This is a genomic window from Citrobacter sp. CFNIH10 (assembly GCF_002934585.1).
GTDB classification, from domain to species: domain Bacteria; phylum Pseudomonadota; class Gammaproteobacteria; order Enterobacterales; family Enterobacteriaceae; genus Citrobacter_A; species Citrobacter_A amalonaticus.
Map to the genome: position 1 here is coordinate 3328807 of NZ_CP026216.1, position 21215 is coordinate 3350021.

Genomic DNA, 21215 nt, shown 5'->3' on the forward strand with positions numbered 1-21215 from the left:
AAGATAAAGCCCGCCAATTGAGCACCGCCGCAATCAGCCGGCTTTATTATGCGTGCTCAGCCCTGGCGCGACCTGAACCTGTCCATCTGAATCACATTGTTCAAAAATCTCTTTGTTATCATCTGAATTTAAGATCGCGGGTAGCAATGCTTGAATGCCCCGATTTTTAAAAAGTTCGATGCACTCTTTTTGTTGTCTAGGTGTCAATAGTTTAAAAATCATTATCCAAAACTCAAGTAAATCAGTACGATAAATATCATCACTGGCATCATTCTCATCAACTTCCAAGCTGTTATCAAAAACACTTCTCGCATATCTCGGAAGTATTTTTGTGCTGTACTCAAATGCTTTTGAACCAGGTTTTTTCCTCTTACTCCCCTCAATCCCAGAGGCTAAATCTTCCAGTCGTTTTCGTACAGCAGGAGCGGTGTTAGGAAACCCTGGAATCCCCATACACTCTTGGACAGTCACCCATTCTTTTGCCATAACGCCATCCTTTCTTTTTGTGTAAGAAAAAAGAAAACAACTTTTTATTTGTTTTCTTTTGAATTTTTTATTTAAAATCAACGCATTAACAATGAAATGCACTCCCACACCCAAACACACAAAGAAAGTGACTTACTTTACACGCTTTCTTTTGTGTGCCATTCTGTTACACGTAGCGTTTAACCATCCGGTTAAACGGAGTGTGTAAACATTTAAGGATCGCAGAATGGTGACCAAAAGCCAAGACTGGCACCCAGAAGACATCAAAGCAGCGATTAGAAAACGAGGCATGACGACTAGTCAGTTGTCTCGAATGAATGGGTTAGCGGAATCAACACTTCGTAATGTATTCCGCAATCATTGGCCTAAAGGAGAAAAGATAATTGCAGAATTCTTAGGGCTCAAGGCCAGTGATATATGGCCGAGTCGCTATGAAAGTACGATTCAAAAGGCGGTGGCGTAAATGAATGAACTGTGGATTACAGTAAAAGAAAGTATGGAGTTATCCTCGATGCCTACCACTGAGCCAGGTATCCGTAATCGTCTTGAAGCTTTGGTCGCAGGTCGCAGCGAGCTACGCCGTAAACGTGCCGGCACCAAAGCATTTGAATACCACATATCAGTTTTACCACCGGAAGTTCGTGCTGAATTGCTGGCTACCTGTGGGCTGATTGAAACCTCATCCGGACTCATTACTTTACCGCAAGAGCCTGAACGTGTTGCTGCCGATGACCTTAATCGTCAGCGTCTCTGGTCAGCATGGGAAAAAGCGACTGGCGAACAGAGACTGCATGCAGAACGTCGCACTAAAGCTGCCGCGCTGGTGGCTGAGCTGATGGCGTCGGGCATTGGCAATCGCAAGGCAATTACCCTTGCAGCAAAGCAACTGCAAATCAGTGAGGGAACACTGCGCAACCTGTACTACAAAGTGAAGGACTTCAGTCCCGACCTCTGGGGACCGGTTCTGCTTGATCGCCGGGTTCGCGAAAAACGCGTTACAGGGCGTTCTGCTGAAATCTCTGATGATGCCTGGCAGTTCCTCCTGGGGGATTACCTGCGTAATGAAGCGCCATTTTTCTCCAAATGTTATGAGCGCCTGGAAATCGCCGCAGAAACACATGGCTGGACCATTCCTGCCGAACGCACCCTGCGCCGTAAACTGGAACGTGAAGTTGACCCGCGTATTGTCGTTGCCACTCGTGAAGGTGAAAACGCACTGGCGCAGATGCATCCGTCACAACAGCGCACTGTCGCACAGTTGCATGCGATGGAATGGATTAACGGTGACGGCTATCAGCACAACGTGTTTGTCCGCTGGTTTAACGGTGAAATCATTCGCCCTAAAACATGGTTCTGGCAGGACGTCCACAGCCGCAAAATTGTTGGCTGGCGGGCTGATGTATCAGAAAACAGCGACAGTATCCGTCTGTCACTCATGGATACACTGAAAACCTACGGGAAGCCACAGCACATAACGATAGACAACACACGTGCAGCGGCGAACAAATGGCTGTCAGGTGGCGTTCCTAACCGCTATCGCTTCAAAGTCCGTGAAGATGACCCGATGGGGATCATCCCACTGCTGGGTATCAAGCTGCACTGGACAGGCGTTATTGGTGGTAAAGGCTGGGGCCAGGCCAAACCCGTTGAACGAGCCTTCGGTGTGGGCGGCCTGGGGGAATACATCGATAAACACCCGGCACTGGCTGGCGCATTTGCCGGTGAAAATGTCAGTTCCAAGCCAGAGAACTATGGCAGCAGGGCTGTTGATGTTGAGACCTTTATGGAAATTATCAGTGAAGGTGTCGCCATGTTTAACAGGAAGACTCAGCGCAAAACGGAAATGTGCCGTGGTGAACTGTCATTTGATCAGGCTTTCGAGAAGAGTTACAGCCAGTCTGTAATCACCCGTTTAACAGAAGAACAGATCCGTCAGTTCATGCTGCCAGCAGAGTCTGTTCGCGTGAAACCAACAGGAGAATTTACGATGGAAAGCGGCGGCTCCCTGTTTGGCCGTAAGAATACCTACTGGAGCGAGCAGCTTGTCAGCCATCGCAGCCGCAAAATCACAGTCCGTTTTGATCCGCGCAACCTTCACAGCGAAGTGGCTTGTTATGACCTTGATGGCCGTTTCCTCTGCATGGCGGAATGCCGCGCCGCAGTGGCGTTTGGCGACACCGAGGCTGGTCGTGAACATAACCGTGCCCGCCGTGAAATGATGCGCAGTACGAAGAAAGCGACCAAGGCACTCAACCGCATGACAGCGATTGAAGTGAATGACCTGCTGCCAAAAACAGAGCATGCGGAACAACCAGAACGCCATGTTGTGGAGCGCGTGTTCAATATGGGGAATACCGTCCGGCGTGTGGAGGAAATACAGGATACACAGAATGAGAATGATGTGATTTTTGAGACATTCGTTAATCAGGCGAAACGGTCGCGGAAATGAAAAAGCGACGTTGGAATCGTCGCCTTTTAATTAATCAAAAACCGTGAACAGCAAATTAAACATACAGGATAAAAAATCATGGCGCAATTTACTCATAATGACGTGCGTAACTCCATCCGCGTATTAATCGACAATAAAGTGATTACCGGTGCAGCTCTTGCACGTGAAATCGGTACATCCACAGCGACGGTTTCTCAGTTCCTGAATGAGAAATACAAAGGTGACAATGATGCAGTCGCCGCCAGTCTGGCAACATGGCTGGAAAATCATAATACAGCCAGTACCACATTACCCGTGGCCCCTGACTTTGTTGAAACACCAACGGCCAAAAAAATACTGGCGACCCTGACGTGGGCGCAGCTTGCCGGGACGATCGTGCTGGTTTATGGAAACCCCGGCGTGGGTAAAACCAAAGCCATCAGGCAGTATGCAGCCAGTGGCAATAATGTCTGGCATATCACCGCCAGCAAGTCCCGCAGTAACGAACTGGAAACGCTGTACGAACTGGCGCTGAAAATGGGTATTGCTGATGCGCCATATCGTCGTGGTGCGTTGTCCCGCCTGTTGCGCCAGCGTTTGCCGGAGACACGGGGTCTGATAGTCGTGGATGAGGCCGACTGGCTGAGTCTGGATGCAGTGGAAGAACTGCGTATTCTCCAGGAAGAATGCGGTGTTGGTCTGGCTCTGGTCGGAAACCATAAAGTCTACGATCGTCTGACTGGTGGACAACGCAGTGTTGACTTCGCGCGTCTGTTCTCCCGAGTCTCAAAAAAATACGTCATCAATACCGTATCTGCCGGTGACGTGGACAGTTTCTGTGATGCGTGGCAAGTCGGAGGACAGGAGGAACGGAAGCTGCTGAAGATGATCGCCCGTCGTCCCGGCGCTCTCCGTTCTTTGTCGCACATACTTCCGCTGGCCGGAATTTACGCGCAGGGCAAGGGGGAAACCATCGGCACATCGCACATCCAGTCGGCAATGCTAGAGCTGGGTCACAGCAATCTGAGTGAGGAATAACATCATGATTACTGAACGTATTGCGGAACACATCAGCATGGCTGAAGCGGCGCAAAGCTGGCTTCGCTCCCGTGGTAGCCGTGTCACTGACGTTCGGGTTTTCATGCGTCGCCCTTTGCTGGAGATTACCTGCCCGCCGTCAGAACTGGTACGCAGTGCATCCCGTATATCGGAAACACACAACGGTGGCACCCGTTCCGTCTGGGTAGCCAGTCTGGAAGGCTGCCGGATTATCTGGAGATAAACATGGCAAAACAAGTAATCACAATCATCCTTGAGGATGATGCCGTAATTAAGGATGGGGAAATTGTCAAAATCGACGAGAACTCCGGAAAACTCGCAATTAGTTTTCACCTGAACAACGCCGATGATGATGGTTCATTTTCATATCTGGTTGCGGAAGGACTGTCGGCTATTTTTCCAATGGCTATCCAGCAGGTCACTGAGTTTGCGAAAAAGAAGGTTGACCTGGATAACCGTAAGATTGTTAAACACTGAGGTTTATATGAAAGCACCTAAAAAGACTCGCGCAAAATCCGTTGCGGTTGTGAACGTTCCTCAATCCCGAGAGGACGTAATTGGCGACATCCGTAAAATTGGCGATATTACCCGTGTCATTCTGCGCCGCGAGACGGAGTTGAATGACAAAATTGCCATGCTGACGAATGATGTTGCACCTGGTATTGAAGCGCTTAAAAAAGAGCTTGAGCGTCTGCAAAAAGGCGTCCAGACATGGTGTGAAGCAAACCGCGCTGAGCTGACGAAAGACGGCAAGACCAAGACGGCTAACCTCACGACAGGTGAAGTTCGCTGGCGTACACGTCCGCCCAGCGTCAGTATTCGCAAGATTGAAGATGTTATTGCGATGCTTAAGAAGTTAAGTCTGGGGAAATTTCTTCGCAATAAAGAGGAGATTAATAAGGAGGCAATTCTGGCGGCACGAGATGAAGTAAAAGGTATCGCCGGAATAACAATTAAAACAGATGTGGAGGATTTCGAAATAATCCCATTTGAACAAAGTGTAACTGATTAATTAACTCTCTTTAAATCTCAACTTTTTAATACGGCATGCCTGCCGGGGCTTCGTGCACCCGCAGGCAGCCAAAGAAGGAGTTTAAATAAATGTCTAACCATAGCACCATCAATATCCAACAGATTCATGATGATATTGCCAGACGTAAAGCGATGCCTGAGTTTGGCCCTGATACCTGTATTGACCGCCTCAAAATAGTTCAGGAGACGCAACGCAGCTTCACACCAGAGATTGTGGAAGCGCTGCTGGATGAACTGAAAGTTGTTACGCACACCGCCGCAGTAGACCATGAAGCGGCATGCTCCCTGGTTGAAGAAAACGAAGAACTGAAGCGAAAACAGGCATCACCGATGGATGGCCCTGATGATTACTTTGCATCACTGGTTTTCGCAGCGCGTTTTCGGGCTGAAAAGGCAATGCGTAAGTATCCGCAGCCGAACTATGTGCTGAATAAAGTTGCCGAGGAAAGCGGCGAAGTGATCAAAGCCGTAATTCATTATGTCGAAGGCCGGGAGACATGGGCGAATGTTGAAGGTGAACTCATCGATAACCTGGCTATGTTGATTCGCCTGGTCACTGATGGTGATCAGGTCATAGGGTTCACACCGCCGGAATCCTGTCGCACGGCCACGCTCCTTCTGGAAATACCATCCGGATGGCGCTGGACACCGAACCTACCGGATTCACAGGAGTGAATGAGAATGGTGATCAAGTTCCCTGAAAAGGTTTTTGAGCTGGGTCAGTGGTGGTATCGCACTGCTGTTGAGTTCGAGATCGACGGCATCAGAAATACCGCTTTTTTCTACTCACTAAACCGATATGACGCCGCTTGCAGGCTCACCGCTATAAAAGAAAATGGTGTGCTGGGCAGCGAGGATACAACGTTTATTGATGCTGGTGACGAGGGGGGGTTATGAGCCGTGCCAATCTGATAAAACTAATCCATGTTGCCCGTCGCAAACTACAGCTGGACGACGACACTTATCGTTCTGTACTGATGCGAGTGACAGGAAAACTCAGTTGTCGTGATCTGAGGATCGGGCAACTGGAGGATGTGCTGAAGACGCTGGAAGATAAAGGATTCAAACGCACCCGCCCCCGTTCTCCGGCCCGTCGTCATCGTGAAACGGATATAACAGCAAAGGTCCGCAGCATCTGGAGGCAGATGCATCTTGATGGGTTCATCCATGACGGTAGTGATAGTGGACTGGATGCGTTCGTTGCGAAGATGACTGTCAGAACCAACAAAGGTAAAGGTATAGCCAGTCTGGCGTGGTGTCGTGGAAACAATCTTCTGACGGTGCTGGAAAGTCTCAAACAGTGGCATCTGAGAGAAATGACGGAGGCGCTGAGTCCACGAGACCTGGCTTTTCAGGACAATCGTGGTTATGACGCCATCAACAGCCTGTATTCCCGTAAGGTAAGAAAGGTAATCATATGAGCGAAAAACAGAATGACCTGTTTGGTGATATCCAGGACGACAGCATTCTGGAACATCTTGACGATGATACCTCGGCGGAGACTGTACGTTTCCCGGCATTGCTGACAGAACTGAATACGCTACTGCGTGGGGAATTGACAAAGCATGGGGTTGATCCGCGTATTTCTCTGGAATTGGTTTACGCGATTAGCTGTCAGATAGGAGGCATGCAGATTTATTTCCCACGCGGCCAGACTCTTGAGTCACTGATTCGTGATATGAAAATCTGGAGGGATTTCAACGGCAGAAACATCACAGAGCTGGTTGAGCGCTACCGTGTTACCTATAAAACGGTGTATAAAGCCATAAGACGTATGCGTAAACTTGAGCACCGCAAGCATCAACTGGATTTATTTGGCTGGGAGTGAAATATGAAATTTACTGATGCATTAATACTGGCTGTTATTTTAGTTGGGGGGTATTACTATTTTTTTGATAAAGATGAACTCACCGGTAATGAAAAACTTATTTCACAATTTGATAAAATGGGAGTCTTGAAAAAAACAGACTGGAAAAAAGGAGCCATCGTTGACGGTGTTCAGGGTTATACAGCGACCACTGAAGATAACGTTGTAAGTACCGTTTGGGCATTAGGTGCAGATACAGTAACAGCAATGGTGATTTCAAGTGGTAAAGATATTGACGGTGAGTCACTGGCCGCCGTTAATCAATGTGTAAAACTTGTGGAGGGGGTGACGGGAAAGAAAGACCCAGAAACTTCACTCAATCAAGTCGCTGAGATTTTTACAAAAGCGACGGCAAACAGGAAAGAAGACGATTCTTACTCAGCATCAGGTTTTGCATCTGGAATGGAATTACGAGCAACTATTCGAAAAATTATGGAGTCAGTAACTTACTCCTGTGATTTACGAAAAGCATAGTGAGTGGATTTGATAATTATATTTATTGAATGAAGCCGGTTAATCCGGCTTTTTTTTCGTCCGGCACATGATGGAAGGGAAATCTAATCCACTTCCAAAGGTGCCGTTTTATGAACAACACCCCCGATTCTCCTGCATTCCGAAATGCTCTTACATTCGTGCTCAGCGCAGAGCGCGGATATGTCAACGACCCCACTGACCGTGGCGGCGAAACCAACCTCGGCATTTCAGATAAACGTGACGGCGTGGCCGATGGCAAGACCGATGTTGATGGTGATGGGAAGCCTGATACCCGCATTCGTGATTTGACCGTTGAACAGGCCGGACAGATTTACTTTCGTGACTACTGGTATCCCGCGTATTGCCCGCTATGGCCGGATGAAGTGGCCCTGTTCGTCTTTGATTCTTCCGTCCAGCACGGCGCAAAAAAGGCTGTTCAGTTGCTTCAGGAAGCTGTCGGATTCACAGGAAAAAGCGTGGACGGCATCGCCGGTAAAAATACCCGCGCTGCCGTTGAAAGTGCTGACCCTGACTGGCTGATGAACCGGCTGTACCTGCGCCGTTCCCGGTATTACGCCGACATCATCAAATCAAACCCTTCACAGGGTAAGTTCCTCAACGGCTGGTTTAACCGCCTGGATAATCTCGCTGACGCCTGCCGTGAGATTTCTGGCGTCCAGTATTCGGTTGCCCGGAGCTGATATGGGTAAGGGATGGGACGCTTCGCTGAAATTGGGACGACGTGACCGACTGCGGCAGGAAGTTCTTCATCGTATGGCCGGTGGTCCCGTCCCTGTACCGACAAGTTATGAAGGTCATGACGGGACGCACGGCAGCTACTACATGCGCGGCTGGTCATCCGTCGATATCAGAGACATCGTCTGGCAGTGCCAGCGATATAAGGAAAAACATAATGTTTAAATCGTTTAGCTGCGACTGGTTAAAACAGGCGCTGGTACAGGTTTTGCGCTCCGGATGGAGCATTGTCATTCTCGTCGGCCTGTCGCTGTTCATCTGTAGTTTCACAGGTCGCCAGGCATTTATGGTCTGGTGGCTGGCACTCTCCGGTGTGGTACTGATCGGATTCAGCATCTTTCTCGGCAATCTGCCGTACAGGCTTCTTAAACCTGAGATGCATATCAGCCGGCATGCCCGTTTCTGGTCGTGGGTCATCTTGGTTGTTGGCGGTTTTCTTCTCCTTCTGAGCCAGCTTTATGCCAGCCCGCTATACCTGATTTTTCTTTCACCAGTTGGTGCTGCTACCGGCGGTCTTATCTGTATGTGGGTTAAACGTAAGGGGCTTCTTGCATGGATCCAGTAACCATCTCTACCGTTGCCAGCGTTCTGATGAAAGCGGGTCCAGCGCTGCTGCGAACCGTGGGTGGGTGGTTTGGCGGTGATACGGCAAAAACGGCAGACTCTGTGGCCGGGATTGTTGAGAACGTCAACAACGTCATTAATCCACAGGACCAGCAACGGGTGCTTGAGCAGAAACTTGCCACGCTTCCCCCAGAGCAGTTCGTCCAGCTCCAGTCCCTGAAAGTCCAGGTTGAGCAGATTCAGATGGAAAGGGATAAGGCTGTTCTGGCTGACCGTCAGGCGGCACACCATGAACAACAGGATACTATTCGCAACGGTGACAACGCCACGGATGAATATGTCCGGCAGACCCGCCCGCTGATGGCCCGCCTGTCACTCTACAGCTGTATTGCATACGTGATGCTGATGTCCCTGGGTCAGCAGGCCGGTGCTGTCTCTGCGGCCTTCGGCCATGCGTTTTCCATGCCGTCACCGGACTGGGATATCGCGCTGATGCTGGCAACGCCGGCGCTCGGATATCTCGGTTTTCGTACCCTTGACGGGTTCGCGCGGTACAGCAAATCCAGTAAACACAAAACGATGGCGGCAGGTAAATGACGGATGAACTGGACAAGGCCAGCGGCCTTGAGATGGCTACGCGTGAACATGCGTTAAATGCTCAGTTAAACCGGGTTAAAGAACGCCCTGAGCATCCCGGATTCTGTAACGACTGCGGTGATGAAATTGACCCGAAACGTCTGGCGGCCATGCCGGATGCAGTGACCTGCATTGACTGCCAGACACTCAGGGAGACCGCATAAATGGAATGGGAGACGGTAAGAAGCAACTGGGCTGTCATCTGGGCCGTCCTGATGTCCGGTATCAATATTATCCATCTGCTGCTGGGGAAAACGTACGCCCGTCGTGAAGAGATGGAAAAAGTAAACAACCGTATGAGCGCAATGGAGAAGGCCATTGACGGTATGCCGTCGCGGCACGAACTCCACCAGTTGCAACTTGATATGAGCAACCTGCGCGGTGAAATACGGGAGTTTTCCGGAACGCTGCGACAGGCTGCCCGTATCAGCGATCTGTTGCTTGAAAACGAACTGAAGGAAAAGAGTTAAGGAGTATGAGCATGCGTGAAATTCTCGACAGCGACCAGCGTCTGGTCATTCTGCGTTCCCTGATGGAATGCGGTGCCAGCGCAAATGAATCCATTCTCCAGACCTGTCTTCAGACTTACGGCCACCGGGTATCACGGGATGTGGTTCGTACCCATCTTGCATGGCTGCGTGAGCAGGGACTGGTCAGTCTCAACGATGTATCCGGATGTTATGTCGCCGAAATCAAGGGCCGGGGTGAAGATGTAGCGCTCGGGATGGCGAGCTGTCCGGGCGTTAAAAAGCCACGAGCGAGGGAATGATTATGGAAAAAGAAAAAATCACCCGGGTTCTGATCAACTGTCGCCAGCAGGCTGAGCAGTTGTGTCGTCTCGCCGGACTGGCTGACCTGCGTGAGTCTGGTGAAATCGGGATGTCCGGGCCTGCACTCTTTCAGGCCGGCGTGGTGATTGACGCACTGTGTAATGCCACTGAACGCGCCATTGAAGGGATCGCACGCCTGGACCGCTCTGAAACTCAGTTGATTGCGGAGCGTGATCAGGTTATCGCCGCACTGGACAGCATGTATGAAGCAGTGACAGGCGCACCACCGGAGTGGAGTAGCGCGTTTGGTTTTACGGATGCTATTGAAGACGTGACATCACGTATTTTCGACCTGGAGAACCCCGGCCATGTCTATTAAACCACTGAGCACCGGCCAGCGTGACATCATCAGAAAAATGGCTGCCATCCTTGTCTGCGCAGAAATTGAAGCCAGGGCCATTGCGCCTCAGTTTGAAAAATCGACGGGTAAAAAGTACGACGCCAAATCAGCGCAGTCATATCTGAACACCTTTCTCAACAACAACCCGGAATACAAACGTGTCTGGACGTTGCTGCTGAAGGACAAAAACCGCCACGAACGTGACTTTCTTGAGCGTCTCAGGAGGGAGAATGGCAAGTGAACGCCAGACGCGCGGGCGTCCGTCAAAGATTGATCTGCTTCCGGATATGGTTCGTGAACAACTGCATCAGATGCTGCGTGACAAGCGGCATACCCAGGAAGAAATACGTGAAGCCATTAATGAACTGATTAACGAGCATAACCTTCCGGAAGACATGCAGCTCAGTCGTACCGGTCTGAACCGTTACGCAAGCCGCATGGAAGAGTTCGGGGCAAAGATTCGTGCATCCCGCGAGATGGCTGAAATCTGGGCGTCAAAACTTGGTTCCGCACCGACGTCCGATGTCGGCAAACTTTTGCTGGAGTTCGTCAAGACGCTCGCCTTTGAAACCTCAATGGATATGGCTAACAGCGATAAGACAGTTGAGCCAAAAGCGCTGGGGCAGCTTGCGCTTGTTGCCCAGCGACTGGAAGCCGCTGCGATGGCAAGCCATAAACGTGAGAAAGAGATCCAGCAGGAGTTCGCGAAGAAAGCCGCTGAGCAGGCGGAAAAAATCACGCGTTCTGCCGGACTGTCGGCTGAGACGGCTGCCGATATCAAACGTCAGATTCTGGGGATTGCAGAATGACAGCTATGTCGACGGCCAGAACACTCACCAGTCAGTCCGCAGCGGCGATCCTGTCGGGTACGTTCGACAAAAGCCAGTTGCTGCTTCCTTATCAGAAGCGGTGGATTGCTGACACCTCTCAACTGAAGATTGCCGAGAAGTCTCGTCGTACCGGTCTGACCTGGGCAGAGGCTGCTGACGCCGCGCTGAACGGGTCAATGTCAGTTGAGGCTGGCGGTTGCGATACGTTTTACGTCGGTACGACGAAAGACATGGCGCGTGAATTCATTGATGCCTGCGCCATGTGGGCCAAAGCCTATGATCGTGCCGCATCTGACATTGGTGAAGAAGTGCTGAAGGATGAGGACAAGGACATTCTGGTCTATGTCATCCAGTTCGCCAGTGGCTATAAAATCAAGGCGCTGTCATCCAATCCGTCGAACCTGCGCGGTATGCAGGGTAACGTCATCATTGATGAGGCCGCGTTCCAGGCTGACCTTGCCGCCGTGCTCAAGGCGGCACTGGCGCTGACAATGTGGGGGAATAATGTCCGTCTTATCTCCACCCATAACGGTATCGATAACCTGTTCAATACCATCATCACCGACAGCCGGGCCGGAAAAAAACGTTACTCTGTCCATCACGTGGATATTGAAACGGCCATTGCTGAGGGGCTGTATCAGCGTATCTGTCAGGTCACCAAAAAAGACTGGTCTGTGGAGGCTGAGGCGGAATGGCTGGCTAACCTTCTGAGCGACACAGCCACTGAAGAAGATGCCCGCGAGGAATACTACTGCGAGCCGAAGAACGGCGGCGGTGTGTATATTGCCCGCTCTCTGCGCGAACGTGCGGCCAGAGGCCCGACCGTTGTACTTCGCTTTACCGGTACGGCAGATTATAACGCCATGCCAGACGGGCTGCGCCGTGTGGACATGCAGGAATGGCTGGAGACCGTTGTTCTTCCCGAACTGGAGAAACTGCCGCAGAACCTGCGACACTGTCTGGGGGAAGACTTTGCCCGTAACGGTGACCTGACAGTGTTTGCGCCGATGACGGTCAACGATGATACGACGCGTAATGTTCCGTTTCTGGTGGAACTCAGCAACGTGCCGTTTAAACAGCAGGAACAGGCGCTGTTTTATATCTGCGATCGTCTCCCCCGCCGCGACGGCATAAAGCTTGATGCCCGTGGTAACGGCCAGTACCTGGCAGAACAGGCGGCGGAAAAATATGGTGATGAAGTTGAGCAGGTGCAACTTTCCGTCAAGTACTACCGGGAGAACATGCCCCGGTTCCGTGCGGCATTTGAAGACAATGAACTGGTACTGCCAAAACATGAAGATGTGATCACTGACCTCGGCGCTATTCAGCTTTATCGCGGCGTACCAGGTATTGATGATGCACGAACTACCGGCACCGATGGTCGCAAGCGTCATGGTGACTCCGCCATCGCTATCTTTCTGGGCTTCCTCGCCAGCCGTGAGGACTGCCGCCGTTATGAAGTCCATAAGTTAAAGAAACCCTCCCGCCCCGATGAGCGCAACGAGCACCGGCAGGTTCGCATCACGCGGGGTCTTAAAAACCAACGGGGATTACTCTGATGTTTAAACAATTATCCGGAGCCGTTCGCCGGCTGTTCAGTCCTGCCACGGGGGAAGTGGTCACCGTGAACAAGGACGAACTCAGGCAGACGCAATCCGCAGCGGCGGTAATGAGTGTACGTTCACCCTCGGCAGGCATCAGCGTTGCCAGTACGCTGAGTCCCGGCAGACTTGCCGGGATTTTACGTAATGCCGCCGATGGTCATGCCCGTGATTTTTTCATCATGGCGGAAGAACTGGAGGAACGTGATCTGCACTATGCCAGTGTTTTACGTACGCGTAAGCTGACCGTTTCCGGGATTGAACCTTCCGTTGAGGCCGGGAGTGATTCCCCACGGGACGTTGAGATTGCGGATGATATCCGTAACCTGATGTCACAGCCGCAGGTTCCCGAGTTACTGTTCGATCTGCTTGATGGTCTTGGTAAAGGTGTCGGTGTCTGCGAAATCCTCTGGAATACCAGCACCACACTCTGGAAGCCCCGCGATTACGAATGGGTAGATCCACGCTTTCTGAAACCTGACCGGGAAACACTGCGTGATTTCAGATTGCTGACAGACAAAAATCCCATCGACGGCGAGCCATTGTCACCGGGGAAATTTATCGTCCATAAACCACGCCTGAAATCAGGTCTGCCGCTGCGTAATGGTCTGGCGCGTCTGGTGGCCGTCATGTATATGCTCAAGTCCTACACCGTCCGGGACTGGTGGGCATTCGCTGAAAAATTTGGCATTCCGATTGTGGTGGGGAAATACGGTAACAACGCCAGCCCGGAACAAATCCAGACGCTGCTGGATGCGATTGCATCACTGGCCTCCGATGCTGGCTGCGCAATTCCTGATTCCATGAAACTGGAGATGCAGGAAGCGGCCAGTCGTAATACCGGTGGCACACTCTTTAAGGAGATGGCGGAATGGTGTGACGCTCAGATTAGTAAGGCCGTTCTGGGGCAGACCATGACCACCGATGACGGCAGTTCACGCGCTCAGGCGGAAGTCCATAATGGTGTCCGTATGGACATCGCAAAATGGGATGCCTGGCAGCTATCCAACACGTTGTCTGAGTTCCTTGTCCGTCCCTATGTGGATATGAATTACGGTCCACAGGAGCATTACCCCCGTGTCGTTCTGCGCATCAGCAAGCCGGAAGACCTCAAGGTACTGGTAGATGCACTGTCGCCACTGATTGACCGTGGGATGGAAGTTCAGATGTCAGAGATTCGAGACAAATTCGGACTGTCTGAACCGGAGAAAGGCGCAAAGATCCTGGTGCCTGAGATGAAAATGGCTGAGCCATCCGTTGCCATGAACCGCGAGCATACCGCGCTTAACCGCAGTCAGCCTGATACCCTTGATCTGATGGTCGATGACGCCATGAAAGACTGGCAGCGTACCGGTGATGCGTTCACCAGTCCGGTACTGGAACTGGCGAAGAAATCTGACAGCTTTGAATCTTTTCTCGCTGGCCTGCCGGCGCTTCAGAAAGAACTTGATGCAGATGAGTTCGCGACGCAGCTGGCGATGCTCTGTTTTAAAGCCCGGTCGCTGGGAGATGTAAACGATGGCTAAGCCGGTCAGCGATAAATACAGCATTATTCCCCAGGAAGCGCTGACCTGGCTGAAGGCGAAAAAGCTGAAGCCGGGATTTGATTACCGCGATGTCTGGATGGAAGAACACAGCATCGGCTTTACTGTGGCAAAGATGACGCAACTCGATTTGCTCGCTGACGTTCGCCAGCTCGTGGAGGATGCACTGGAGAACGGCCAGACCTTTGAGCAGTTTCGCGAGTCTCTTAAACCCCTGCTGGTGAAACGTGGATGGTGGGGGCAGCAACTGATGGATGACCCACTGACTGGTGAAACCCGTATTGTCCAGCTCGGCAGTGATCGCCGGATGCGCGTTATCTATGACACCAACATGCGAACCGCCCGTGCAGCGGGACAATGGCAGCGAATTGAACGTACACAACGGGCGATGCCTTATCTGGTCTATACCGTCGGCCCTTCACGTGAGCACCGCGCTGAGCATCTGCGCTGGAAGGATGTCTGTCTGCCTGTTGATCATCCGTTCTGGCGAACACACATGGGGCCAAACGGCTGGGGGTGCAAATGTGGTACGCGGCAAATCAGCCGGTATGAGTATGAGCAGATGAAAACGAACGGCACCATCAACACTGAAGCACCGGAAATCCGTACAGTCAGGTGGGTTAACAAACGCACTGGCGAGGAAGAGACTATTCCGGAGGGTATTGATCCAGGCTGGGCGTATAACCCCGGCATATCCCGACCCCGCGAACTGGAGGAACAGCTACGCAGAAAACAGGATGCGTTTAACAGTTATTCGCCAGAGAGATAAAAACCATCCCATAATACGCGTGGCGGCATTAACGATTATCGCGTCATGATGACACGTGAAAAAATCGTTAAACGCGCCACAGCGTTTTTAAACGTGTTTTAAACGCGGTTTCATGCAGCGTTTACAGTGAAGCCGGTTAATCCACCTTCTGACCCGTTCCCCTCCACACTGTCCGGAAGTAAACAACGTGACCGGACAACACCATGAACCCGAACAATACGGAACTGCTGGCGCTTTGCTTTCAGCTTCCGGACCTTACTGATGATGCATTGCCGGAATGGCTGCCGATGATACCGGCGGGAACCTTTACAGGGCGTGATGGCCGTTCGTGGGTGAACAACAATCCTGAAGCCATCATTCGTGCCTCGATGAGCTATCCGAAACTCCCGTTTGATATCGAGCATGCAACCGAGCTGAAAGGTCCGAAGGGTGAAGAAGCTCCGGCTTACGGCTGGATTGACGGCTATCGCGTCAGTAATGGCGTGGTGGAAGCGCATGTTGAATGGACTGATGATGGTGTGGCGCAGCTGCGTGGCAAGAAATACCTCTATTACAGTCCGGCCTTTAAATACACCGCTGACGGTCAGGTGACCCGCCTGTCCAGCGCAGCGCTGACCAACAAACCCAACCTTGATTTACCCGCACTCAACTCTGAGGAAAACACGATGACAGTACCTGTCCAGATTGTGACAGTGCTTGGCCTTGCGGCCACTGCCACAGCAGACGATGCAGTAAAAGCCATTCAGCAGATTAAGACCGCCGAGCAGGTGGCGCTTAACCGTGCTGAGAATCCCGACCTGACGAAGTTTATTCCCGTTGAAACGCACCAGCTTGCACTGAATCGTGCGGACAGCGCTGAAGCCAAACTCAATGAGATTGCCACCAAAGAATCAGAGGCACTGGTGGACAGCGCCATTGAAGCCGGAAAGGTCGCCCCGGCCAACCGCGAAATGTATCTCGCAACCTGCCGTTCAGAAGAAGGCCGTAAGCAGTTTGCTGAGTTCGTGAAAGCGGCACCGGTCATTGTCAGCAAAACCACAACGACCAAAAAAGAAGGCACCGAAGGCAACGCCACGCTTTCCGACGAAGACCTTGCGATGTGCCGCCATATGGGCATCAGCCAGGAAGAATTCCTTTCCGTTCGTAACCAGGAGAAATAATCCATGCAGGTATCCGCTGAAGTATTGCATGCGCTGACGACAGCTCTGAGCGCCGCCTTTACCAAAGGTGTCGGGCGCGTCAATCCACAATTTCGAACCATTGCCACTGTCATCCCCAGTTCCGGTGCATCTAACACTTATGGCTGGGTTGAAGACTTTCCGACCATCAAGGAATGGATCGGGGAACGTCAACTGAAAGAGCTGGCTCAGGCCGGGTATGTCATTACCAACAAAACCTGGGAAAACTCGGTCAAGGTTAAGCGTGAAAAAATCGAAGACGACCAGATTGGTCAGTATTCCGTGATTGCTGAACAGCTTGGCCGCGACACCACTATTTTCCCGGACAAGCTGTCGTTTGAATTGCTGTGCAAAGGCTTCAATACGCTGTGCTGGGACGGTCAGTATTTCTTTGATACCGATCACCCTGTTGGTGCACTCACCAAATCGAACGTTGTGGGCGACCCGACGACAGATGCTGGCGAGCCGTGGTTCCTGATTGATGCCACGCATGCGCTGCTGCCCATCATTTACCAGGAGCGCCGTCCGTTTAATTTCACCGCCCTCGACGATCTCACCAGTGAGCGCGTGTTCCTTCAGAACGAATTCGCCTACGGGACTGATGGCCGCAGCAACGTTGGCTTTGGCTTCTGGCAGACCTGTGTCGGGTCAAAAGCCGCGCTGAACAAAGCGAACTATGAAGCCGCCGTCTCCGCGATGATGGCTATCACTGACTCTAACGGCGAACCACTGGGCATGAATCCGACGTTGCTGGTTGTCGGTAAAAATAACCGTGGCGCGGCTAAAGCGCTGATTGAAGCGGTCATGGCTGATGGTGGCGGTTCGAACATCTATTACAAGGATGTTGATCTGCTGGTTTCGCCTTACGTCAAAGCGTGACGTCGTTACGTAATAAATGACGTAACTCCGGATTAAGGAGGGGTTATCCCTCCTTCAAACGTACCGTAAACGAGGTTTAAAAAGTGAGTGGAAAAGCTAATAAATCAGCCGCTGGCAAGACCGGAACCGCTACGGAAAAGAAAGACGACAAAGCAACGAAGGATACGACTGTCCAGGCGCAACCGGCACCGATGGCACCAGTTATTACTGATGACGGTCAGACATCACAACCGGCGGTTACAGCTACAGGTGTCACATCTGACCCGGAACCTGCATCCGGTGATGGTGGAATAGCCGTCACTCCGGAACCGTCCGGCCTTATCACTGTACAGGTTGATAAGGGCAATCTCACTGGTGATGAGATGAGAAATCATCTCTGGCGGGAGATGCTGGAACGTGACCATACAGAAGCTGTTCGCATTGCTGAAAATGTCGTGGTGCTGGAGGTCCGCGCCATTCCGGAAAACGGCTTTCATCGCGCGGGCCGATTCTGGCCGCACGATCCGGTAAATGTTTTCGTCAGCGACAACCCGGATGAACAGATTCTGGAGGATGCCGGTGGTAAACCGCTGCATGGCTGCGTGATTAGCACCGATACAGCCCGACGTCTGAAGGCTGAAAAGATGCTGGTTGTGACCGAACTGGAGGCTGTTACCGAACCTGAAACCGCTGCGGAGAGCGAATAATGGGCATTTACGTAACGCGTGAAGACCTGCTGGCAACCGATGGTGACCGTGTCTGGAACATGGCAATCAACAAAGAGACGCAGCAGCTCGACGAAGAAAAGATCCAGCGGGCGATTGATGACACTGATGCAGAAATTAATTCCTTTCTGGCGAAGCGTTACCAGTTGCCGCTGAATCTTCCGACCCTGCCGAGTCCGTTGCGCCGTGCTGCGGTTTCTATCGCGTTTTACTGGCTGTCTGAACGGGACCATCAGATCACCGATGAAATCCAGAAGCGTTACGACGAAGCCCTTCGCACCCTGCGTGAAATTGCTAACGGCACCCGTGACCTCGGAGTGCCGTCTGACACCCCGGTTCCTGAGACCGACACCGGAAAGCTGATCATCGTCAGTGAAAACCGCCGTCTGTTCACCCGTAACAACCTGAAAGGGGTGCTGTGATGGGAATTACTGTCGAGGTCAGAGGCGACCAGAAGCTTCAGGACATTCGCCGCGCGATTGAGCGGCTGGCTGACCAGTCACTGCAACAGGAGCTACTGGAGAGCATTGGTGCTGTGGTGGAGTCACAAACCCGCCGTCGCATCGCCAGCGAAAAATCCGGCCCTGCCGGTGAGAAGTGGCAGGACTGGTCTGACAGCTACGCGAAAACCCGACACAGCAACCAGAGTCTGTTACAGGGCAACGGCGATCTGCTCGACAGTATCCAGTATGTGGTCAGTGGCTCAGTCGTTCGTGTGGGTACACCGCTTGATTATGGCCGGACGCACAACGAAGGATTTTCCGGCTCGGTATCTGTGTCAGCCCATAAGCGTCTCATCACTCAGGCGTTTGGTCGGGCGCTTAAACACGGGGTATGGCAAACCGTGGGGGCGCATAAACGTATGTTAAACATCCCGCAGCGTGAATTCCTCGGTCTGTCCTCCGGGAACAGTCAGGAACTGCTGCACGTCATCGGGGATTTCTGGAATGAGGTTCTGCAATGAATGAGCGTCCGGAGTTCGTCACCCTGGGCAGCACGGTCAGTGCCGCCGAGAATATTGTTAACTGGCTGAAAGTTGAACTGGAGGGTGAAAAGCAACCAGACCGGGTTGAAAAGGTGGAACGTCACATCGGTCAGTTTAATACCCCGGACCAGGTCAAAAGCTATATGTCCGGGCGTGGCGGCAGTATCCGTATTGCCGCCCTGCGGGTCAGAAACATCCAGAACCGTCGCGGTATGACCGGCCTTGTTACCTGGGCGGCCTACATCATGATGGCTGATTTCTGGGGATACCCGCGCGATGCCCGCTGTGAGGTTATCGCCGGACGACTTGCCCGTCGTATCAGTTGCCGTGAAGCGGCTGCGGGTATGAAGGCTGAGCGGATGGCCGAAAATATTTCCGCTGAAAATCTCTGGTCGGGGGGGCTGGAAAATCTCGGTATCACCATGTGGGCCGTCACATGGGAACAGGAGTTCCGGCTTGATGATGAGATCAACCTGTCCACACTGCCGGAATTCCTGCGACTGGGGGCCAGTATTGTGGTGAACGGACAGCCGGTAAGCGATGAGCCGGAAATCATAAACGTAAGAGAAGGACAGACTGATGAGTAAGAAAATGATTAAGCCATCGAAGGCGGACCTGCTCGTCCGTAAGGCTGATGGCCGTCACCTTGATGCTGCTGGTGAGGCACTGCCGGTAAATGCTTACTGGCTGCGCCGCGAAAAAGAAGGCGATGTGATCATCACTGAGCTACCTAAGTCCCGCACACCTAAAACCGATAAGGAGGCATGATGTCCATCGGTAATATTCCTGATGATATTCGTGTCCCGCTGGTCTGGATCGATATCGATAACTCTATGGCGATGAGTGCCGCACCGGCACAGTCCCGTAAAATTCTGGTGGTCGGTCAGCAACTCGGCAGCGCAACCGCTGAGGCACTGATACTGAGCCGCATTACCGGTGACAGCATGGCCGATGAGCTTTATGGTCGTGGCTCCATGCTGGGTGAAATGGCTAAGACAGTCCGTAAGGCCAACCGCTACACCGAGATGTATGCGATGGGGCTGGAGGACATTGACCAGGGCGCGGCTGCGAGCGCCACCGTCACGATGCTCGGCACTGCCACTCAGTCGGGAACGCTGGCACTGATGATTAATGGTGTATCTGTCCAGGTGGGCGTCAGCATCGGTGATGACGCCGAAACCATTGCCAGCAATATCATCACAGAAGTAACTGCAAAACCTGCAACGCAGGTCACCGCCACTTTAAAAGCAGAGACTACCGCTACCGTCGTGCTGACCATTAAATGGAAAGGCGTTACGGGGAATGACAGCGATGTGCGTCTGAACTTTTATCCGGGTGAAAAAACACCGACAGGCATCAGTGCCACGTTGACAGCCTTTACGGGCGGTTCGGGTACACCTGATATTCAGGCGGTTGTCGCCGCGCTGGGTGATGACTGGTATACGGATATCATTTTCCCGTACAACGACACGCAAAGTCTGAACACCATTCGTGACGAACTGCTGGAGCGCTGGGGGCCACTCAAGATGATGGAGGCTCAGTTGTGGACGGCTTTTCGCGGTACGCATGCCCAGAGCGGTACGTTTGGGAATACCCGTAATGACTGGCTGATTTCCTGTATCGGCACCAACATCGCGCCGGAACCGTCATGGTTGTGGGCTGCCAGTTATGGTGCGACAGCAGCTTACCAGCTTGCCCTTGACCCGGCCCGTCCTCTCCAGACACTGGTGCTGACCGGCATCAAGCCACCGAAAAGCGGCATTCGCTGGGACATGCCGGAGCGTAATTTGTTGCTGCATGATGGTATCGCCACGCACTTTGTTGATGCCGGCGACAACGTCTGTATTGATCGCGAAATCACCATGTATCGCGTTAACCGTTATGGCGATACCGATATTTCGTATCTCGATGTGCAGTCGCCGGCAACGCTTGGACGCATCCGTTATGTCATCAAAAACCGTTTCACCAGTCGCTACCCACGGCACAAGCTGGCGGGTGATGACGTGCTCGATTTGCTCGATGCCGGTCAACCAGTGATGACACCGAAGATTGCGACCGCTGAACTGCTGGATATTGCACTGACTGAGCTTATCCCGGCAGGACTGGTGGAGGACTTCGAGGACTACAAAGACACGCTTGATGTCACCATCGACAGCAACGATCCGAACCGCCTGAACTTTATCTGCCACCCGAATCTGGTGAACCAGCTGCGCGTTCTGGCCGGTCTCGTCCAGTTCAAACTTTAAGGAGCCA

At 52.2% G+C, this 21215-nt stretch carries 33 protein-coding genes; 32 read left to right on the plus strand and 1 reads right to left on the minus strand.

From position 1 onward, the window contains the following. Nucleotides 1-33: 33 nt before the first annotated feature. The gene (locus C2U53_RS19715; protein ID WP_104446329.1) at nucleotides 34-486 is read right to left on the minus strand and encodes a DNA-binding protein; all 453 of its coding nucleotides are present in this window, start codon (nucleotides 484-486) and stop codon (nucleotides 34-36) included. Nucleotides 487-712: 226 nt separating this feature from the next. Between C2U53_RS19715 and C2U53_RS19720 the strand changes: the two genes are divergently transcribed. The 32 genes from C2U53_RS19720 (at nucleotide 713) to C2U53_RS19875 (ending at nucleotide 21208) form a co-directional block, all read left to right on the plus strand. Next, complete coding sequence (locus C2U53_RS19720) at nucleotides 713-949, plus strand: helix-turn-helix transcriptional regulator (RefSeq protein WP_104446330.1); 237 nt, start codon at nucleotides 713-715, stop codon at nucleotides 947-949. Nucleotides 950-997: 48 nt separating this feature from the next. After that, nucleotides 998-2935: a transposase domain-containing protein gene (locus C2U53_RS19725; RefSeq protein WP_235922344.1), complete on the plus strand. Its 1938-nt coding sequence runs from the start codon at nucleotides 998-1000 to the stop codon at nucleotides 2933-2935. A 78-nt stretch (nucleotides 2936-3013) separates the two neighbouring features. Then, nucleotides 3014-3952: an AAA family ATPase gene (locus C2U53_RS19730; RefSeq protein ID WP_104446332.1), complete on the plus strand. Its 939-nt coding sequence runs from the start codon at nucleotides 3014-3016 to the stop codon at nucleotides 3950-3952. A gap of 4 nt (nucleotides 3953-3956) precedes the next feature. Further along, nucleotides 3957-4196, plus strand: a complete 240-nt coding sequence (locus C2U53_RS19735) for a hypothetical protein (RefSeq protein WP_058587187.1) — start codon at nucleotides 3957-3959, stop codon at nucleotides 4194-4196. Between the two features lie 2 nt (nucleotides 4197-4198). Continuing rightward, nucleotides 4199-4450: a hypothetical protein gene (locus C2U53_RS19740; protein ID WP_104446333.1), complete on the plus strand. Its 252-nt coding sequence runs from the start codon at nucleotides 4199-4201 to the stop codon at nucleotides 4448-4450. Between the two features lie 7 nt (nucleotides 4451-4457). Next, nucleotides 4458-4985 (plus strand): host-nuclease inhibitor Gam family protein, encoded by a 528-nt coding sequence (locus C2U53_RS19745; RefSeq protein WP_058587185.1) that lies wholly within the window; start codon nucleotides 4458-4460, stop codon nucleotides 4983-4985. Between the two features lie 89 nt (nucleotides 4986-5074). After that, nucleotides 5075-5680 carry a MazG-like family protein gene (locus tag C2U53_RS30390; RefSeq protein WP_235922343.1) on the plus strand — a complete coding sequence of 202 codons (606 nt, stop codon included), beginning with the start codon at nucleotides 5075-5077 and terminating at the stop codon, nucleotides 5678-5680. Between the two features lie 6 nt (nucleotides 5681-5686). Beyond that, entirely contained in the window at nucleotides 5687-5902 is a 216-nt protein-coding gene (locus tag C2U53_RS19755; protein ID WP_152405432.1) for a hypothetical protein, read from the plus strand. Then, nucleotides 5899-6426 carry a gp16 family protein gene (locus tag C2U53_RS19760; protein ID WP_104446335.1) on the plus strand — a complete coding sequence of 176 codons (528 nt, stop codon included), beginning with the start codon at nucleotides 5899-5901 and terminating at the stop codon, nucleotides 6424-6426. Before C2U53_RS19755 ends, C2U53_RS19760 begins: the two co-directional genes overlap by 4 nt. After that, complete coding sequence (locus tag C2U53_RS19765; protein WP_104446336.1) at nucleotides 6423-6833, plus strand: Mor transcription activator family protein; 411 nt, start codon at nucleotides 6423-6425, stop codon at nucleotides 6831-6833. Before C2U53_RS19760 ends, C2U53_RS19765 begins: the two co-directional genes overlap by 4 nt. 3 nt (nucleotides 6834-6836) lie before the next feature. Then, nucleotides 6837-7346 carry a hypothetical protein gene (locus tag C2U53_RS19770; RefSeq protein WP_104446337.1) on the plus strand — a complete coding sequence of 170 codons (510 nt, stop codon included), beginning with the start codon at nucleotides 6837-6839 and terminating at the stop codon, nucleotides 7344-7346. Between the two features lie 110 nt (nucleotides 7347-7456). Beyond that, a complete protein-coding gene (locus C2U53_RS19775; protein ID WP_104446338.1) occupies nucleotides 7457-8047 on the plus strand; it encodes a glycoside hydrolase family 108 protein in 591 nt (196 codons plus the stop codon). Between the two features lies 1 nt (nucleotide 8048). Further along, nucleotides 8049-8267: a hypothetical protein gene (locus tag C2U53_RS19780; protein WP_058587178.1), complete on the plus strand. Its 219-nt coding sequence runs from the start codon at nucleotides 8049-8051 to the stop codon at nucleotides 8265-8267. Beyond that, nucleotides 8260-8667, plus strand: coding sequence for a hypothetical protein (locus C2U53_RS19785; RefSeq protein ID WP_104446339.1), 408 nt, complete (start codon nucleotides 8260-8262; stop codon nucleotides 8665-8667). Before C2U53_RS19780 ends, C2U53_RS19785 begins: the two co-directional genes overlap by 8 nt. Next, complete coding sequence (locus C2U53_RS19790; protein ID WP_058587176.1) at nucleotides 8655-9263, plus strand: hypothetical protein; 609 nt, start codon at nucleotides 8655-8657, stop codon at nucleotides 9261-9263. The genes C2U53_RS19785 and C2U53_RS19790 overlap by 13 nt, the downstream gene beginning before the upstream one ends. Continuing rightward, a complete protein-coding gene (locus C2U53_RS19795) occupies nucleotides 9260-9466 on the plus strand; it encodes a TraR/DksA C4-type zinc finger protein (protein WP_058587175.1) in 207 nt (68 codons plus the stop codon). The genes C2U53_RS19790 and C2U53_RS19795 overlap by 4 nt, the downstream gene beginning before the upstream one ends. Continuing rightward, nucleotides 9467-9772, plus strand: coding sequence for a DUF2730 family protein (locus C2U53_RS19800; protein WP_058587174.1), 306 nt, complete (start codon nucleotides 9467-9469; stop codon nucleotides 9770-9772). An 11-nt stretch (nucleotides 9773-9783) separates the two neighbouring features. Next, a complete protein-coding gene (locus C2U53_RS19805) occupies nucleotides 9784-10071 on the plus strand; it encodes a hypothetical protein (protein WP_058587173.1) in 288 nt (95 codons plus the stop codon). A gap of 2 nt (nucleotides 10072-10073) precedes the next feature. Beyond that, nucleotides 10074-10451 carry a hypothetical protein gene (locus C2U53_RS19810; RefSeq protein WP_104446340.1) on the plus strand — a complete coding sequence of 126 codons (378 nt, stop codon included), beginning with the start codon at nucleotides 10074-10076 and terminating at the stop codon, nucleotides 10449-10451. Beyond that, entirely contained in the window at nucleotides 10441-10713 is a 273-nt protein-coding gene (locus tag C2U53_RS19815) for a hypothetical protein (RefSeq protein ID WP_104446341.1), read from the plus strand. Before C2U53_RS19810 ends, C2U53_RS19815 begins: the two co-directional genes overlap by 11 nt. Then, nucleotides 10703-11281, plus strand: coding sequence for a DUF3486 family protein (locus tag C2U53_RS19820; protein ID WP_104446342.1), 579 nt, complete (start codon nucleotides 10703-10705; stop codon nucleotides 11279-11281). The genes C2U53_RS19815 and C2U53_RS19820 overlap by 11 nt, the downstream gene beginning before the upstream one ends. Further along, nucleotides 11278-12861, plus strand: a complete 1584-nt coding sequence (locus C2U53_RS19825) for a terminase large subunit domain-containing protein (RefSeq protein ID WP_104446343.1) — start codon at nucleotides 11278-11280, stop codon at nucleotides 12859-12861. The genes C2U53_RS19820 and C2U53_RS19825 overlap by 4 nt, the downstream gene beginning before the upstream one ends. After that, nucleotides 12861-14429: a DUF935 domain-containing protein gene (locus C2U53_RS19830; protein ID WP_104446344.1), complete on the plus strand. Its 1569-nt coding sequence runs from the start codon at nucleotides 12861-12863 to the stop codon at nucleotides 14427-14429. The genes C2U53_RS19825 and C2U53_RS19830 overlap by 1 nt, the downstream gene beginning before the upstream one ends. After that, nucleotides 14422-15216 carry a phage minor head protein gene (locus C2U53_RS19835; protein ID WP_104446345.1) on the plus strand — a complete coding sequence of 265 codons (795 nt, stop codon included), beginning with the start codon at nucleotides 14422-14424 and terminating at the stop codon, nucleotides 15214-15216. Before C2U53_RS19830 ends, C2U53_RS19835 begins: the two co-directional genes overlap by 8 nt. 203 nt (nucleotides 15217-15419) lie before the next feature. Beyond that, the gene (locus C2U53_RS19840; RefSeq protein WP_104446346.1) at nucleotides 15420-16376 is read left to right on the plus strand and encodes a phage protease; all 957 of its coding nucleotides are present in this window, start codon (nucleotides 15420-15422) and stop codon (nucleotides 16374-16376) included. Nucleotides 16377-16379: 3 nt separating this feature from the next. After that, nucleotides 16380-17273 carry a Mu-like prophage major head subunit gpT family protein gene (locus C2U53_RS19845; protein ID WP_104446347.1) on the plus strand — a complete coding sequence of 298 codons (894 nt, stop codon included), beginning with the start codon at nucleotides 16380-16382 and terminating at the stop codon, nucleotides 17271-17273. An 83-nt stretch (nucleotides 17274-17356) separates the two neighbouring features. Continuing rightward, nucleotides 17357-17959 carry a hypothetical protein gene (locus C2U53_RS19850; protein WP_104446348.1) on the plus strand — a complete coding sequence of 201 codons (603 nt, stop codon included), beginning with the start codon at nucleotides 17357-17359 and terminating at the stop codon, nucleotides 17957-17959. Then, the gene (locus C2U53_RS19855; RefSeq protein ID WP_058587163.1) at nucleotides 17959-18399 is read left to right on the plus strand and encodes a gp436 family protein; all 441 of its coding nucleotides are present in this window, start codon (nucleotides 17959-17961) and stop codon (nucleotides 18397-18399) included. Before C2U53_RS19850 ends, C2U53_RS19855 begins: the two co-directional genes overlap by 1 nt. Beyond that, nucleotides 18399-18941 (plus strand): phage virion morphogenesis protein, encoded by a 543-nt coding sequence (locus C2U53_RS19860; protein ID WP_104446349.1) that lies wholly within the window; start codon nucleotides 18399-18401, stop codon nucleotides 18939-18941. Before C2U53_RS19855 ends, C2U53_RS19860 begins: the two co-directional genes overlap by 1 nt. Next, nucleotides 18938-19549, plus strand: a complete 612-nt coding sequence (locus C2U53_RS19865) for a hypothetical protein (protein ID WP_104446350.1) — start codon at nucleotides 18938-18940, stop codon at nucleotides 19547-19549. The genes C2U53_RS19860 and C2U53_RS19865 overlap by 4 nt, the downstream gene beginning before the upstream one ends. Next, nucleotides 19542-19730 (plus strand): DUF2635 domain-containing protein, encoded by a 189-nt coding sequence (locus C2U53_RS19870; RefSeq protein ID WP_104446351.1) that lies wholly within the window; start codon nucleotides 19542-19544, stop codon nucleotides 19728-19730. Before C2U53_RS19865 ends, C2U53_RS19870 begins: the two co-directional genes overlap by 8 nt. Then, nucleotides 19730-21208, plus strand: a complete 1479-nt coding sequence (locus tag C2U53_RS19875) for a phage tail sheath subtilisin-like domain-containing protein (protein ID WP_104446352.1) — start codon at nucleotides 19730-19732, stop codon at nucleotides 21206-21208. The genes C2U53_RS19870 and C2U53_RS19875 overlap by 1 nt, the downstream gene beginning before the upstream one ends. Nucleotides 21209-21215 lie beyond the last annotated feature (7 nt).